The following is a 14,043-nucleotide window of genomic DNA, read 5'->3' as shown; positions in this document are numbered from 1 at the left end:
TGGTCGATCAGACCGTGCGCACCGGGTAGACCGTCACCGACACCTCGTCGTCGTCCAGGCACTTCCCGGTCTCCAGGTCGAAGCGCTGCTTCAGCAGCGGGGAGGCGACGAACGGCCGCCCGCCCGCCGAGCCGAGCAGCCCCCGGGACAGCACCTGCGCCCCGGTGAACGGGTCGCGGTTCTCGATCGCGTACGCCCGTCCCGCGCGGTCCACGAACAGCGCCGCCTGCCGGCCGTCCGGCAGCAGCGCCGCCACGCCCCGGCCCGGCGTCAGCCGGGAGGTCTCGCAGACCGGCATCCACGCGTCGCCGGCGGTGTCGGGGGAGAGTTCGATCTTCATCAGGCAGAGACTCCTTCCAGGCGGGTGTTCCCGAGGGTCAGGACCGTCAGGTCCGGCTTGATCTGGTCGCGCTCCGGCACGAACCGCACCGACGGGTCCGGCTGGTCCGGGGCGTTGACGAAGGAGACGAACCGGCGCAGCCGCTCCGGGTCGTCGAGGGTCTGCGCCCACTCGTCCTGGTAGTCCGCGACGTGCGCCGCCATCAGCGCCTCCAGCTCGTCGCACAGGCCCAGCGAGTCGTGCACCACCACGTCGCGCAGGTGGTCCAGGCCGCCCTCCAGCCGCTCCAGCCAGGTCGAGGTGCGCTCCAGGCGGTCGGCGGTGCGGATGTAGAACATCAGGAACCGGTCGATCAGCCGCACCAGTTCGGCGTCCGACAGGTCCTGCGCCAGCAGGTCCGCGTGGCGCGGGATCGCGCCGCCGTTGCCGCCCACGTACAGGTTCCAGCCGCTCGCCGTCGCGATGACGCCGAAGTCCTTCGACTGCGCCTCCGCGCATTCGCGGGTGCAGCCGGAGACCGCCGACTTGAGCTTGTGCGGCGAGCGCAGGCCCCGGTAGCGCAGCTCCAGCTGGATCGCCATCTTCACCGAGTCCTGCACGCCGTACCGGCACCAGGTCTGCCCCACGCAGGACTTCACCGTGCGCAGCGACTTGCCGTACGCGTGCCCCGACTCGAAGCCCGCGTCGACCAGGCGGGTCCAGATCGCCGGCAGCTGGTCCACCCGGGCGCCGAACATGTCGATCCGCTGGCCGCCGGTGATCTTCGTGTAGAGCCCGAAGTCGCGGGCCACCTCGCCGATCACGATCAGCTTCTCCGGGGTGATCTCACCGCCCGGGATGCGCGGCACGACCGAGTACGAGCCGTTGCGCTGCAGGTTGGCCAGGTGGTGGTCGTTGGTGTCCTGCAGGGCGGCCTGCTCGCCGTCCAGGATGTAGCCGTTGTTGAGGCTGGACAGGATCGAGGCGACGGTCGGCTTGCAGATCTCGCAGCCCTCGCCGCCCCGGGCCTCCTCCCGGCCGTGCGAGTCGAGCAGCGCGGCGAACGAGGTCAGGCGCAGGGTACGGGTGATCTCGTAGAGCTCGCTGCGGGTGTAGGAGAAGCAGGCACAGAGCCCTTTGTCGGTCGCCGCCGGGAGCAGCTTCTCGATCACCTTCACGCAGCCGCCGCAGCCGGTGCCGGCCTTGGTGCACTTCTTCACCTCGGGCAGCGTGGCGCACTGGCTGATCGCGTGCTTGGTCACGTTGTGGCAGGAGCAGATCACCGCGTCGTCCGGCAGCGCGGACGGGCCCAGCGCGACCGGCGCGCCGGCGCCCGCCGGCAGCACCAGCTGCTCGGGCGAGACCGGCGGCACCGAACCGGTCAGCGGGCGCAGCAGCCCGTACGCCTCCGCGTCGCCGACCAGGACGCCGCCGAGCAGCACGCCGTCGGAGTCGACCACGAGCTTCTTGTAGACACCGGAGCGGGAGTCGGAGTAGACCACGTCGAGGCAGCCCTCGGCGGTGCCGTGCGCGTCGCCGAAGGAGGCCACGTCCACGCCGAGCAGCTTCAGCTTGGTGGACAGGTCCGCGCCGGTGAAGCCGTCCTGGGCCTCGTCCGCGATGGCCGCCGCGGCCGTCTGCGCCATCTCGTAGCCGGGCGCGACCAGGCCGTACACCCGGCCGTCCGAGGCCAGCGCGCACTCGCCGATCGCGAAGACGGCGGGGTCGGAGGTGCGGCAGTGCGCGTCGACGGCGATGCCGCCGCGCTCGCCCACGTCCAGGCCGCAGTCGCGGGCCAGCTGGTCGCGGGGGCGGACACCGGCGGAGAACACCACCATGTCCGTGGCGAGTTCGGAGCCGTCCGACAGCTTCATGCCGGTGACCCGGCCGTCCTCGGTCACGACCTCCTGGGTGCCGGTCCCGGTGTGGACGGTCAGACCCATCTGCTCGATGGTGCGCAGCAGCGCCGCGCCGCCGCCCTCGTCGACCTGCACCGGCATCAGGCGCGGGGCGAACTCCACGATGTGCGTGTCCAGTCCGAGGCCCTTGAGCGCGCCCGCCGCCTCCAGGCCGAGCAGACCGCCGCCGACGACCGCGCCGGTCGTGGAGGTCTTCGCGTACTCCTCGATGGCGAGCAGGTCCTCGATGGTCCGGTAGACGAAGCAGCCGAGGGCGTCCTTGCCGGGCACGGGCGGCACGAAGGGGTACGAGCCGGTGGCCAGCACCAGCGTGTCGTACGCGAACACCTGCCCGGAGCGGGCGGTGACCGTGCGGGCCTCCCGGTCGACGGTCTCCGCCGGGTCGCCGACGTACAGCTCGATGCCGTGCTTCTCGATGAAGCCGGGCTCGACCATGGACAGGTCGTCCGGCGTTTTCCCGGAGAAGTACGAGGTCAGCTGGACGCGGTCGTAGGCCGGCCGGGGCTCCTCGCAGAGCACGACGACCCGGGCCTGCTCCGTGACGCCCCGGTCCGCGAGCGCCTCCAGGAACCGCTGGCCGACCATTCCGTGGCCGACCAGGACGATGGTGGGGGTGTGCGACATCAGGAGCCTCCGTCATGGGTGAGCAGGTGGAGCAGGGGAGCGTCGGGCAGGGCCTCGTCGCCCTCCCAGGCCCGGGCGAGCGTGCCGACCGAGGCGAGATCGCCGACGAGGACGCCGCCGACGAGGCGGTCGCCGCGCACGACGACCTTCCGGTAGGCCCGCCGGGTGGCGTCCGTGAGCTGCACGACGTCGTCGCCGGGCAGCGCGGTCGCCTCGCCGAACGCGGCGAGATCGAGCCCGTCGGGCCCGGAGAGAGTCAGGCGGGTCAGCGCGCGGGTGCCGGTGTAGCGAGGAGCCGTTCGAGTCGTGGGCAGTCGTTCCGCCGGGGCGGAACGGGTGGGCACAACGGACGGCACCGTCGCGGGTGCCTCCCCTCCCTGCGGTGCGGTGCCCGCCAGGGCGGCGCCTCCACCCAGCACGTCCGCCAGCACATCCGCCTGATCCAGCGCGGGCCCGGCCAGCCCGTACACCCGGCCGTCGTGCTCCGCGCAGTCGCCGATCGCGTGGATGTACGGGTCCGAGGTCCGCAGCTCGTCGTCGACGACGACGCCCGTGCGGACGTCGAGCCCCGCCTCCCGCGCCAGACCGACGCGCGGCCGGACCCCGCAGGCCAGGACGACGACCTGCGCGTCCAGCACGAAGCCGTTCGCCAGCTCGACCGCCGTGACCGCGCCGTCCCGCTGCCGCAGCCCGCTGACCCGGCACTCGGTGTGCACCTCGACGCCGAGCGACTCCACGTGCTCCTGGAGCAGCGCCGACGCCTGCGCGTCGAGCTGGCGCTCCATCAGCCGCTCGCCCTGCTGGGCCAGCATCACCTCGGCACCGCGTGCCGCGAGGGCCCGCGCCGCGGAGACGCCCAGCAGACCGCCGCCGATCACCACCGCGCGCACCCCCGGCCGTACGAGCCCGCGCAGCTCCAGGCAGTCGTCGAGGGTCCGGAACGGGTGGACACCGGCGGGCAGCCGCGAACCGCGCAGGCCCCGCAGCGGCGGCAGCACCGGGTTCGAGCCGGTGGCCAGGACCAGCCGGTCGTACGGGACGGTGGAGCCGTCCGCGCACTCCACGAACCGCGCCGCCCGGTCGATCCGCACCACCCGCACGCCCCGCCGCACCGGTTCCCGGGCGTCCGGCAGCGCGATGACCTCGGGCGCGTACCGGCCGGCCAGGACGTCGGCGAGCAGCACCCTGTTGTACGGTGCGTGCGGCTCTTCGCCGAGCAGGGTGACGGGCAGGCGCTGGGCGAGCCGGGCGCCCGCCGTTCCGCCCCCGACCACCACGATCCGTGTACTCATACCCGGAAGAGTGCGGGGCCGGTGTTACCCGACGGCATCCCGACTGTTTCCCGTACGGAACGCTGACCTCAGTACGGCGTTCCCCCGGATGTGAGGTCCTGGCACGGAGTGCCGGGGATAGGCTCGCGATCATGCCTGAGATATCGCTGACCACGCTCGTCCTGCTCTGCGCCGCCGCACTCCTGGCCGGCTGGATCGACGCGGTGGTCGGCGGAGGAGGGCTGGTCATGCTGCCGGCGCTGCTGCTCGGGCTGCCCCACCTGCACCACACGTACGTCCTCGGCACGAACAAGGCGCTGGCGATCGTCGGCACGTCCGGCGCGGCGGTCACCTACGTGCGCAAGGCGCCGGTGAACGTGGCCACGGCGGTGAAGGTCGGCCTCGCGGCGCTCGCCGGCTCCACGGCCGGGGCGTTCTTCGCGGCCGGGATCAACGAGGCGGTGCTGCGGCCGCTGATCATGGTGGTGCTGGTCGGGGTGGCCGCGTTCGTGATGCTCAAGCCGTCGTTCGGGACGCGCACGGAGGAGCAGCGGCGCACGCTCACCCGGGCGCGGATCGTCGCGGCGGTCCTGCTGGTCGGCGGCGGCATCGGCTTCTACGACGGGATGTTCGGGCCCGGGACCGGCACCTTCCTCGTGCTCGGACTGACCGCCGTGCTCCACCTCGATCTGGTGACCGCGTCGGCCACCGCCAAGATCGTGAACGTCTGCACCAACGCGGGCGCGCTGGCGATGTTCGCCTACCAGGGCACGGTGCTGTGGCAGCTCGCGGCGATCCTCGCCGCGTTCAACCTGGCGGGGGCGATGATCGGGGCGCGGATGGCGCTGAGCAAGGGCGCGGAGTTCGTCCGCGGCGTGCTGCTGTGCGTGGTCTTCTCGCTGGTCGCGAAGCTGGCGTTCGACCAGTGGGGCTGAGCGGGCGGGGCCGGGCCGGTGGGGCCGTGCCGTGGCGGCGGCGGTCAGCGGACGCCGATGAGGTGGGCGAAGGCGACCACGTTGCCCTGGTAGCCGCCGGACTTCTCGTCGAAGCCGCCGCCGCAGGTGATGACGCGGAGTTCGGCCCGGCCCCGGTCGCCGTATACCTTCCGGTCCGGGAAGGCGTCGTTGTCGTACACCTCGACCGCGTCCACGGTGAACACCGCGGTACGGCCGTCCTTCCGCAGGACCTCGATGCGGTGGCCCTTCTGGAGCGCGCCGAGGGCGTAGAACACTGCGGGGCCCTGCGCGTTGTCGACGTGCCCGGCCACCAGCGCGGTGCCCTTCGCGCCCGGCGGGGTGCCGTCCTTGTACCAGCCGGCGAGGTTCGGGTCGGCGGCCGGCGGCACGTCCAGCGCGCCGCGTTCCCCGAGTCCGAGCCGCATCACCGGGGCGTTTACCTCGATCTTCGGGATGCGCAGCCGGACCGGTTCGGACGGCGGCAGCGGGTCCGCGGCCGCCTCGGTGTGGAAGTCGCCGCCCGCGGCGAACGCCTGCGCGGCGGTGGGGACGGGCGGGGCGACGTCCTCGGAGCCGTTCTGGATCAGCCACAGGCCGACCAGCGCGGCGACCGCTATGCCCCAGCCCTTGCTTCTGCTGCTGCTCACGCTGCCGTCCTCGTCAGGGGTACGGCCCCGCCCCCGCCGGGTCGCCCACAGGGCGCGCGGCGGGGGCGGGGCGGGCGGTGCACCGGACCGGCCGTTGCCGCCGGTCCGTCACCCGTCCTGCGCGCCGCTCGCCCGACGGCGCAGGAACCAGGCACCGCCCACGGCGGCCGCGGCCAGCACCGCCACGCCCGCCGTGACCTGGGCGGTGTCGGGGCCGATGCTGCCGCCGACACCGGTCTTCACGTGGCCGCTCGGCTGGCCGCCGTGGTGCTTGACCACGAGGTCGCCGCTGGCCGTCTTGCCGTTGTCGCAGGCCACCGAGATCCCGTACGTGCCCGGCTGGGCGTGCTGCGGGACGGTGAACTGGCCGACCACGACCTCCTTGTGCGTGCCCGGGTGCAGCTGGAACTCGCCGGCGCCGAGCGCGCGGGCGTCGCCGACGCCGTGTCCGTTGGAGCCGCAGGCGAGCGTGTTCACGGTGACCGTCGTGCCCGGCTGGGCGGTGGCCGGGTTGATCTCCAGCGACTGGACGTCCCCGGCGAGCGCCACGGGCGCGCCGAGAGCGCCGATCGCGACGACCGACAGCGCGGTAGTGGTGAGCAGGCGGGCAGTGGTGCGCATGGGGTCCTCCGGGGCGCGCGACGGTCGGGTGTCCTTGATCAGAGGAAAGGCGCAGCCCGGCGCGCACGCCTGCTGATGGAGGGTCAGATCACTCCGTCCGTGGCGGCGTGTCGGCTTGTCGGCCGGGCATCGCCGCAGGTGGGAGGCGGTTCGAGGGCGTTCGGGCCGGCTCCGCCCCGTTCGGGTGACGCACGCACCCGAACGGGCCCGGGCCCGGACCCGGACGCCGGGCGGACCGGCGCGTCGGACGGGTCCGTCGGGCCGGTCCGTCGGCGGCTCGCACGGGTCGGCCACCGAGCGCCTGGCCGGTCGGGCACCGAGCGTCTGTCGGCCCCTCCGGGCGCCTGCCGGCCGACCGCGCTCGTCCCCCTGGTGGGCCTCAGCCGATCCGGTCCCAGGGCACCTGCTCGTACGCCCCGCGCACCCGGCTCAGCAGCTCCTCGTCCACCGGGTACGCGACCCGGTCGATCCGGCTCACCGGGGCGATGCCGCGCGAGTTCGTCACGAGGCAGGCGCGGAAGTCCGGCAGGTCCGCCAGCGTGACCGGGCGCAGCGCGCACGGCAGCCGGCGGGTCAGCAGCGCCATCGTGATGCCGGTGAGGTGCGGCGCGGACGGCCAGACCAGCTGCTCGCCGTCCCAGAACGCCACGTTCGTGATCGCGCCCTCCGCGACCGCCCCGTCCGGCCCGGTCAGCAGCGCCTCGTCGAAGCCGGCGCGTTCCGCCGCCTTCCGGTGGTACGCCTGCCCGAAGCCGCCCAGGTGCTTCAGGTGCGCCGCGGGGCGCACGTACGGCACCGACATCAGCAACTGCGGCGAACCGTCGAACGCATAGGGCTCGGCCACCGTCACGACGACCGCGTCCTCGAAGCCGTACACCCGCAGCGAGGCGTCCGCGCGCCCCGCGCCGTGCAGCGCCCGCCCCATCAGCGAGCGCAGCCGGCCGGCCTCCAGGCCCGCGCCGAACAGCTCCCGGTGCGCGCCGTCGAGGCGTGCCAGGTGCAGCGCAAGCCCGCGCACGCGGCCCTCGCGGACCTGCAGCGCGGTGAAGTGGCCGTACCCGCTCATCAGTGAGGCCGTCAGCGCCGGGTCCGGGACGGGAAGGCCGTCGATTTCGATGTGTACGGGCGTGATCGTCATGGTTCCACCGTAGGCGCTGGGGCCGGTTTCCCGGGCGGGCTTGACCTCAAGCAAAGTTGAGGTACGAGGCTCTCCCGCATGGACAACATGACGCCCGCCGCGGCCCCCGTGACCTCCGCGACCCCCGAGTCGCCCTCCGAGCCCCTGAAGCTCGCCGTCGTGATCGGCTCCAACCGGGCCGGGCGCTTCGGCTCCGTCGTCGCCGACTGGTTCCTCGCCCGCGTCGGCGAGCGCGCCGACTTCACCGTGGACGTCGTCGACGTCGCGGAGCACGAACTGCCCACCGCCCACTCCTGGAACCCGGACGACGCCGTCCGCGCCGAACTCGCCAAGGTCACGCCCCGGCTCGCCGACGCCGACGCCTACGTCGTCCTCACCCCCGAGTACAACCACTCCTACCCCGCCGGCCTGAAGAACCTCATCGACTGGCACTACGGCGAATGGCAGGCCAAGCCGGTCGCCTTCGTCTCCTACGGCGGGATCTCCGGCGGTCTGCGCGCCGTCGAGCACCTGCGGCAGGTCTTCGCCGAACTGCACACCGTCACCGTCCGCGACACCGTCTCCTTCACCAACGCCGGGGCCCAGTTCGACGACGAGGGCGGCTACGAGGGGCCCGCCGACGCCGCCGCGAAGTCGATGCTCGACCAGCTCGCCTGGTGGGGCCGGGCCCTGAAGGAGGCCAAGGCGCGCGTCCCGTACACCGGGTGAGGGGGAGGGGGCGGCGCGCGTACGGTGAGGACTCCCGAGCGACCCGTTCCGAAGGGAGAGCGCCGTGCCGCCCCAGGCCCTGACCGTCCTCACCACCACCGACAGCGCCGAGAAGGCCCGGGCGCTCGCCCGGGGCGCGGTCGAGGCGCGCCTCGCCGCCTGCGCCCAGGTCTCCGGGCCCGTCACCTCGGTCTACCACTGGAAGCAGGCCGTGGAGACCGCCGAGGAGTGGCAGGTGCAGTTCAAGACGACCGAGGACCGCTACGACGCACTGGAGGCCCACCTGCTGGCCGCGCACGACTACGAGACCCCCGAGATCCTCGCGACCCCGGTGGTCCGCGGCTCCGCCGCCTACCTGGAGTGGATCGCCGCCGAGACGGTCGCCCCGTGAGCCAGGAGGAGCTGCCGTTCTTCGTGTACGGGACGCTGCGCCCCGGCGAGGCCAACCACGACCTGTTCCTGCGCGGCCGCACCGCCGCGGAGGAGCCCGCCCTGCTGAGCGGCGCGGTCCTGTACGACGGGCCCGGCTACCCGTACGCCGCCCTGGGCGACGGCCGGATCGCGGGCGAACTGGTCACGGCGGCGCCCGGCGCGTACGACCGGCTCCTCGTCGTGCTCGACCGCCTGGAGGACTGCTTCGGGCCCGGCCACCCGCGCAACCTGTACGAACGGGTGCGGCGGGACGTCGTACGGCTGCGGGACGGCGCGACCGTCCCGGCCTGGGTGTACCTCGCCGCCCCGGCGGCCCGGACCGGACCGCCGATCGAGGGCGGGGACTGGCTCAGGCGGCCGGGGCGTCCTGGGGCGCAGGGCCGTCCTGGGGCGCGTCCGCACGCTCCAGACGCACCGCGCACACCTTGAACTCCGGCATCCGCGAGACGGGGTCCAGGGCCGGGTTGGTGAGCGTGTTCGCCCGGCCCTCGCCCGGCCAGTGGAACGGCATGAACACCGTGTCCGGGCGGATGGCCGCGGTGATCCGCGCGGGGGCCACCGACCGGCCGCGCCGCGAGACCACCGCGACCCGCTCGCCGTCGGCCACCCCCAGCCGTTCGGCGAGCCGCGGGTGCAGCTCCACGAAGGAGCCCGGGGCGGCCGCGTTGAGCTCGTCCACCCGGCGGGTCTGCGCCCCGGACTGGTACTGGGACACGACCCGGCCGGTCGTCAGGACCACCGGGTACGCGGCGTCCGTCTCCTCCGCGGCCGCCCGGTGCACCACCGGCACGAAGCGGGCCCGGCCGTCGGCGGTGGCGAAGCGGTCGAGGAACAGCCGCGGGGTGCCGGGGTGTTCGGGGGCGCTCTCCTCCGGCTCCGCCGGGCAGGGCCAGAAGACGCCGTCCTCCTCGCGGATGCGGCGGTAGCTGATGCCGGAATAGTCCGCCGGGCCGCCGGCCGAGGCACGGCGCAGCTCCTCGAAGACCTCCTCCGCGTCGGTCGGGAAGCCCTTCTCCCAGCCGAGCAGCGCGGCCAGCCCGTTCATCACCTGCAGGTCGCTGCGGACCCCCGCGGGCGGGGTGAGCGCCTGCCGGCGCAGCAGCACCCTGCCCTCCAGGTTGGTGGTGGTGCCGGTCTCCTCGGCCCACTGCGTCACGGGCAGGACCACATCGGCGAGCGCGGCGGTCTCGGACAGGACCACGTCGGCGACGGCCAGGAAGTCGAGCGAGCGCAGCCGCTCCTCGATGTGCGCGGCGCGCGGCGCGGAGACGACCGGGTTGGAGCCCATCAGGAGCAGCGACCGCACCTCGCCGCCGAGCGCGTCGAGGAGTTCGTACGCGCTGCGGCCCGGGCCCGGCAGGGACTCCGGGGCGACGCCCCACACCCCGGCGACGTGCGCGCGGGCGGCCGGGTCGTCGAGCTTGCGGTAGCCGGGCAGCTGGTCGGCCTTCTGGCCGTGCTCGCGGCCGCCCTGGCCGTTGCCCTGGCCGGTGAGGCAGCCGTAGCCGGAGTACGGGCGTCCGGCGCGGCCGGTCGCCAGGCAGAGGTTGATCCACGCGCCGACGGTGTCGGTGCCCTTCGACTGCTGCTCGGGGCCGCGCGCGGTCAGCACCATGCCGGAGGGCGCGTCGCAGAACAGGGCCACCGCCTCGCGCAGCTGCGGCACGGGGACGCCGGTGATCCGCTCCACGTGCTCGGGCCAGTGCGCCATCGCGCCGGCCCGTGCGGCCTCCCAGCCGTCGGTGCGGGACGCGATGAACTCCTCGTCCGTGCGGCCCTCGGCGACGACCAGGTGCAGCAGGCCGAGGGCCAGCGCCAGGTCGGTGCCGGGGCGGGGCGCGAGGTGCAGATCGGCCTGCTCGGCGGTGCGGGTGCGGCGCGGGTCGACGACGATCAGCTTGCCGCCGTTCTCCTTCAGCTCGGTGAGGTAGCGCAGCGCCGGCGGCATGGTCTCGGCCAGGTTGGAGCCGACGAGGATCACGCAGCCGGACTTCGGGATGTCCGCGAGCGGGAAGGGCAGGCCGCGGTCGAGGCCGAAGGCCCGCTGGTGCGCCGCCGCCGCGGACGACATGCAGAAGCGGCCGTTGTAGTCGATCTGCGAGGTGCCGAGCACCAGCCGGGCGAACTTGCCCAGCAGATACGCCTTCTCGTTGGTGAGGCCGCCGCCGCCGAAGACCCCCACGGCATCGGGACCGTGGTCGGCGCGGGTCCGGCGCAGCCCGTCGGCGACGGCGGCGAGCGCCTCCTCCCAGGTGGCGGGTACGAGCCGGCCTGTGTCAGGGCAACGGACCAGGGGCTCGGTCAGCCGGACCCGGGAGGAGAGCACGGCCGGGGCGGTGCGGCCCTTGCCGCACAGCGCGCCCCGGTTGACCGGGAAGTCCGACCGCTCGACCACCTCGACGGGCAGCTCCGGCGCGCCGGTGGGACGGAGCGACATGCCGCACTGCAGGGCGCAGTAGGGGCAGTGGGTGGGGGCGGTGGTGACGTCGGACATGTCTGCCAGGGTGCGACGGCCGTGTTACGGGCGAGGACCCGGCGGATTACGGGCGGGGTGCGAGCTGCTCTGAGCAGGGGAGCGGGGGAGGTGAGGCCTCGTGAGGGGGTCGCGCAGGGGGAGGTGAGGCCTCGTGAGGGGGTCGCGCAGGGGGAGGTGAGGCCTCGTGAGGGGGTCGCGCAGGGGGAGGCGTGGCCTCACTCGGCCGCCGAGGTGCATTCGGCAGCGAAGTTCACTCGGCCGCCGAGGCCAGCGCACGGCGCACGCCCGGCTCGCGGTCGCCGAGGAACTGCGGGTCGGGCTTGAGCGCCGCGTCGAGGGCCGCCTTGCCGGCGGCGGCGAGCTCGCGGACGCCGCCGTAGTAGAAGACCGAGTCGTGGGGTTCGACCACCTTCACCCCGTACGCCTCGACACCGGCCGCCCCGCAGAGGGCGACGGCCCGCCTGATGTGGAAGTCCTGGGTGACCAGGACGGCCCGGTCGACGCCGAAGATCTTCTTGGCGCGGACGCAGGAGTCCCAGGTGTCGAAGCCCGCGTAGTCGCTGACGATCCGGCCGTCCGGCACCCCGCGCTCGGTCAGGTACGCGCGCATGGCGTCGGGCTCGTCGTATTCGATCCGGCTGTTGTCGCCGGTGACGAGGACGACCTTCACCTTGCCGGAACGGTACAGCTCGGCGGCGGTGTCGAGGCGGTGCGCGAGGTACGGGGTCGGCCGGCCCTTCAAGAGGCCGGCGCCGAAGACCACCGCCACGTCCTGGGCGGGCACGTCGGCGGTGGTGCGGAGCCGGCCGTCGGCGGACAGGTGCATCCACGTCGCGGGTGCGAGCGCGAGGACGGTGCCGAGCATGACGGCCTGCACGGCGCGCCGGCGGGCGCGAGGGGTGCGGGGGAGGCGGACCGGGCGGGGGAGGCGCGGGAGGCGGCTCAGGCGGGGGGCGGCCTTCGAGCGCGCCCGCCGGAGGGTGGTGCGGAGCCGGGCCCGTACGTCCCGTACGCCTGTCATGCGGAGTCCTCCAGGGGGTCGTGTCGTCCGTCCACCTGAACCGACGTCGATTCGGGGCGCGCGGTTCACTCCCGGGCGGTCGCTGTGGCGGTCGCTGGGGTGGTTGCCGTGGTGGTCGCCGGGGCGGGGCCGTAGAGGAGGGCGGCCAGGGCGATGCCGAGGAGCCCGCCCGCGAGCTGCGCGGCGAGGAAGCCGGGCAGGGAGCCGGGGGCGATTCCGGTGAAGGAGTCCGAGAGCGAGCGGGCGACGGTGGCGGCGGGGTTCACGAAGGAGCCGGAGGAGGTGAACCAGATGGCCGCCGCGAGATAGCCGCCGACGGCGACCGGAACGAGCCCGGTGCGCCCGATCCGCTGCAGACCGCGGATGAGCAGGACGAGTCCGGCGGTGGCGACGAGTTCGCCGAGCAGGAGGTGGTTGCCGTCGCGGACCTGGGTGGACCAGGCGCCGGGGGCGCGGCCGTACATCGCCTCGGCGAGCAGCGCGCCGCCGAGGGCGCCGGCGAGCTGGGCGGCGAGGTAGGCGGCGGGCTCGCGGAGGGGCGTGGTGCGGCGGTTCGACCACCACTCGGAGAGTGTGACGACGGGGTTGAAATGGCCCCCGGAGACCGGCCCGAACAGGGCGACGAGCAGGGCGAGCCCGAGGGCGGAGGCCAGCGAGTTGGCCAGCAGCCGGACGCCCGTGTCGGGGCTGAGCGCGCCGGCCTGGAGGCCGGAGCCGATGACGACGGCGACCAGGGCCGCGGTGCCGACGAACTCGGCGGCGGCCCGACGGGCCAGCGCGCGGGGTGCGGTCATGGAAGGTCCTTCCTGGAGAGGGGAGGCGGATGCCGGTGGACGACTCTGGATGTCGTGCAGCGGAAAATGTATTCCACTCCATGGAAGGTGCGGAGAGAGAGTGAAGATCTGCCAAGATCACCGGGGAGTCGAGGGGGAAGGGTGGAGCCGGACATGACCATCAACGAGGGCGGGGACGTCGTCGAGGCCGCCGTGCGGAACAACGCCGTCTGGTGCGAGGCGATGTGCCGGGCGCACGGCCGGCCGGGGGACTTCGGCGCGCGGGCCTGGACCAACGCCCGCCGGACCCCGCTGTACTACCCGGACGCGATCACGCTGACCGCGGACGCGACGGCCGGGGACGTGCTGGCCGGCATCGACCGCCGTACGCCGTACGCCTCGGTGAAGGACAGCTACGCGACGCTGGACCTGACGGCGGAGGGCTTCCAGATGCTTTTCGAGGCCGAGTGGATCCACCGCCCGGCTGGGCGGCCCGCGCCCGCCGCGCCCGAGGCCGTGTGGACGCAGGTCCGTACGCCGGAGGAGCTGGCGGACTGGGAGGCCGCGTGGCGCGGCGACGACGAGGACGCCGCGGGCCTGTTCCGCCCGGAGCTCACGGCCGACCCGACGACGACGCTGCTGGCGGGCCGCGACGCCGCATCGGGCCGGGTGGTGGCGGGCGCCGTCCTGACGGAGGCCGCGGGCGTCCTGGGCGTGTCGAACCTGTTCGCCACGGACGCGGCGGGCCCGGCCGGAGCGGCCGGGGCCTGGGCCGGTGTCCTGACGTTCGCCGCGGAGCACCACCCCGCGCTGCCGCTGGTCGGCTACGAGCACGGCGACGCCCTGACGGCGGCCGTCACCGCGGGCTTCACGACGACGGCCCCGCTGCGCGTCTGGCTCGCCCCCGCCTGAGCCCAGGAGGTAGGGCCCGGGGCGGTGTCCGACGTCAGCCGGGGCCCGGGGCGGCGTCTGGCGTCAGCTGGTGCGGCCCGGGCCGGCGTTCTGACGTCAGCTGGTGCGCTGGGTCGGGCCCGGGCGGTGGGGTGGCGTCCGACGTCAGCCGACCCGGGGCGGACCGGCGGCGGTGAGGCGCGTGAGGTCGGGCCGAGGTGGCGGCGTGGCGTGGTCAGCCGGGGCC

The 14,043-nt window shown here is 74.3% G+C and carries 14 protein-coding genes; 5 read left to right on the top strand and 9 right to left on the bottom strand.

Annotation, left to right across the window (positions count from 1 at the left end):
- Positions 1-7 precede the first annotated feature (7 nt).
- Genes nirD through ACNJ93_RS09555 form a run of 3 tightly spaced genes read right to left on the bottom strand, consistent with a single transcriptional unit; the run spans position 8 to position 4,154 of the window.
- Positions 8-340, bottom strand: a complete 333-nt coding sequence (nirD, locus tag ACNJ93_RS09565; RefSeq protein ID WP_418956939.1) for a nitrite reductase small subunit NirD — start codon at positions 338-340, stop codon at positions 8-10.
- Positions 340-2,862, bottom strand: a complete 2,523-nt coding sequence (gene nirB, locus ACNJ93_RS09560) for a nitrite reductase large subunit NirB (RefSeq protein WP_418956938.1) — start codon at positions 2,860-2,862, stop codon at positions 340-342. The genes nirD and nirB overlap by 1 nt, the downstream gene beginning before the upstream one ends.
- Positions 2,862-4,154 (bottom strand): NAD(P)/FAD-dependent oxidoreductase, encoded by a 1,293-nt coding sequence (locus tag ACNJ93_RS09555; RefSeq protein ID WP_418956937.1) that lies wholly within the window; start codon positions 4,152-4,154, stop codon positions 2,862-2,864. Before ACNJ93_RS09555 ends, nirB begins: the two co-directional genes overlap by 1 nt.
- Positions 4,155-4,285: 131 nt before the next feature.
- Between ACNJ93_RS09555 and ACNJ93_RS09550 the strand changes: the two genes are divergently transcribed.
- The gene (locus tag ACNJ93_RS09550) at positions 4,286-5,068 is read left to right on the top strand and encodes a TSUP family transporter (RefSeq protein ID WP_418956936.1); all 783 of its coding nucleotides are present in this window, start codon (positions 4,286-4,288) and stop codon (positions 5,066-5,068) included.
- A 44-nt stretch (positions 5,069-5,112) separates the two neighbouring features.
- Here ACNJ93_RS09550 and ACNJ93_RS09545 read toward each other — a convergent pair whose 3' ends face one another.
- From ACNJ93_RS09545 to ACNJ93_RS09535, 3 genes are all read right to left on the bottom strand, one after another.
- Complete coding sequence (locus tag ACNJ93_RS09545; protein ID WP_418956935.1) at positions 5,113-5,736, bottom strand: class F sortase; 624 nt, start codon at positions 5,734-5,736, stop codon at positions 5,113-5,115.
- A 108-nt stretch (positions 5,737-5,844) separates the two neighbouring features.
- Positions 5,845-6,357 (bottom strand): hypothetical protein, encoded by a 513-nt coding sequence (locus ACNJ93_RS09540; protein ID WP_418956934.1) that lies wholly within the window; start codon positions 6,355-6,357, stop codon positions 5,845-5,847.
- Between the two features lie 379 nt (positions 6,358-6,736).
- Complete coding sequence (locus ACNJ93_RS09535; protein WP_418956933.1) at positions 6,737-7,495, bottom strand: aminotransferase class IV; 759 nt, start codon at positions 7,493-7,495, stop codon at positions 6,737-6,739.
- A 78-nt stretch (positions 7,496-7,573) separates the two neighbouring features.
- Here ACNJ93_RS09535 and ACNJ93_RS09530 point away from each other — a divergent pair, with 78 nt between their 5' ends.
- From ACNJ93_RS09530 to ACNJ93_RS09520, 3 genes are all read left to right on the top strand, one after another.
- Positions 7,574-8,203 carry an NADPH-dependent FMN reductase gene (locus ACNJ93_RS09530; RefSeq protein ID WP_418956932.1) on the top strand — a complete coding sequence of 210 codons (630 nt, stop codon included), beginning with the start codon at positions 7,574-7,576 and terminating at the stop codon, positions 8,201-8,203.
- A 64-nt stretch (positions 8,204-8,267) separates the two neighbouring features.
- Positions 8,268-8,594, top strand: a complete 327-nt coding sequence (gene cutA, locus ACNJ93_RS09525; RefSeq protein ID WP_418956931.1) for a divalent-cation tolerance protein CutA — start codon at positions 8,268-8,270, stop codon at positions 8,592-8,594.
- Positions 8,591-9,064 carry a gamma-glutamylcyclotransferase family protein gene (locus tag ACNJ93_RS09520; RefSeq protein WP_418956930.1) on the top strand — a complete coding sequence of 158 codons (474 nt, stop codon included), beginning with the start codon at positions 8,591-8,593 and terminating at the stop codon, positions 9,062-9,064. The genes cutA and ACNJ93_RS09520 overlap by 4 nt, the downstream gene beginning before the upstream one ends.
- On the opposite strand, the gene ACNJ93_RS09515 is transcribed toward ACNJ93_RS09520, so the two are convergent.
- From ACNJ93_RS09515 to ACNJ93_RS09505, 3 genes are all read right to left on the bottom strand, one after another.
- On the bottom strand, positions 8,985-11,129 hold the full coding sequence (locus tag ACNJ93_RS09515) for a molybdopterin oxidoreductase family protein (RefSeq protein ID WP_418956929.1): 2,145 nt from the start codon (positions 11,127-11,129) through the stop codon (positions 8,985-8,987). The two genes, ACNJ93_RS09520 and ACNJ93_RS09515, sit on opposite strands and share 80 nt — an antisense overlap.
- 232 nt (positions 11,130-11,361) lie before the next feature.
- Positions 11,362-12,132, bottom strand: a complete 771-nt coding sequence (locus tag ACNJ93_RS09510; RefSeq protein WP_418956928.1) for a SanA/YdcF family protein — start codon at positions 12,130-12,132, stop codon at positions 11,362-11,364.
- Positions 12,133-12,197: 65 nt separating this feature from the next.
- On the bottom strand, positions 12,198-12,926 hold the full coding sequence (locus tag ACNJ93_RS09505; protein WP_418956927.1) for an aquaporin: 729 nt from the start codon (positions 12,924-12,926) through the stop codon (positions 12,198-12,200).
- A gap of 153 nt (positions 12,927-13,079) precedes the next feature.
- Between ACNJ93_RS09505 and ACNJ93_RS09500 the strand changes: the two genes are divergently transcribed.
- Positions 13,080-13,817, top strand: a complete 738-nt coding sequence (locus tag ACNJ93_RS09500) for a hypothetical protein (RefSeq protein WP_418956926.1) — start codon at positions 13,080-13,082, stop codon at positions 13,815-13,817.
- Positions 13,818-14,043 lie beyond the last annotated feature (226 nt).

It is taken from the genome of Streptomyces tritici (assembly GCF_048500665.1).
GTDB classification, from domain to species: Bacteria; Actinomycetota; Actinomycetes; order Streptomycetales; family Streptomycetaceae; genus Streptomyces; species Streptomyces tritici.
The sequence above is the reverse complement of the archived record's forward strand: the minus strand, read 5'-3'. Positions and strand labels throughout refer to the sequence as shown.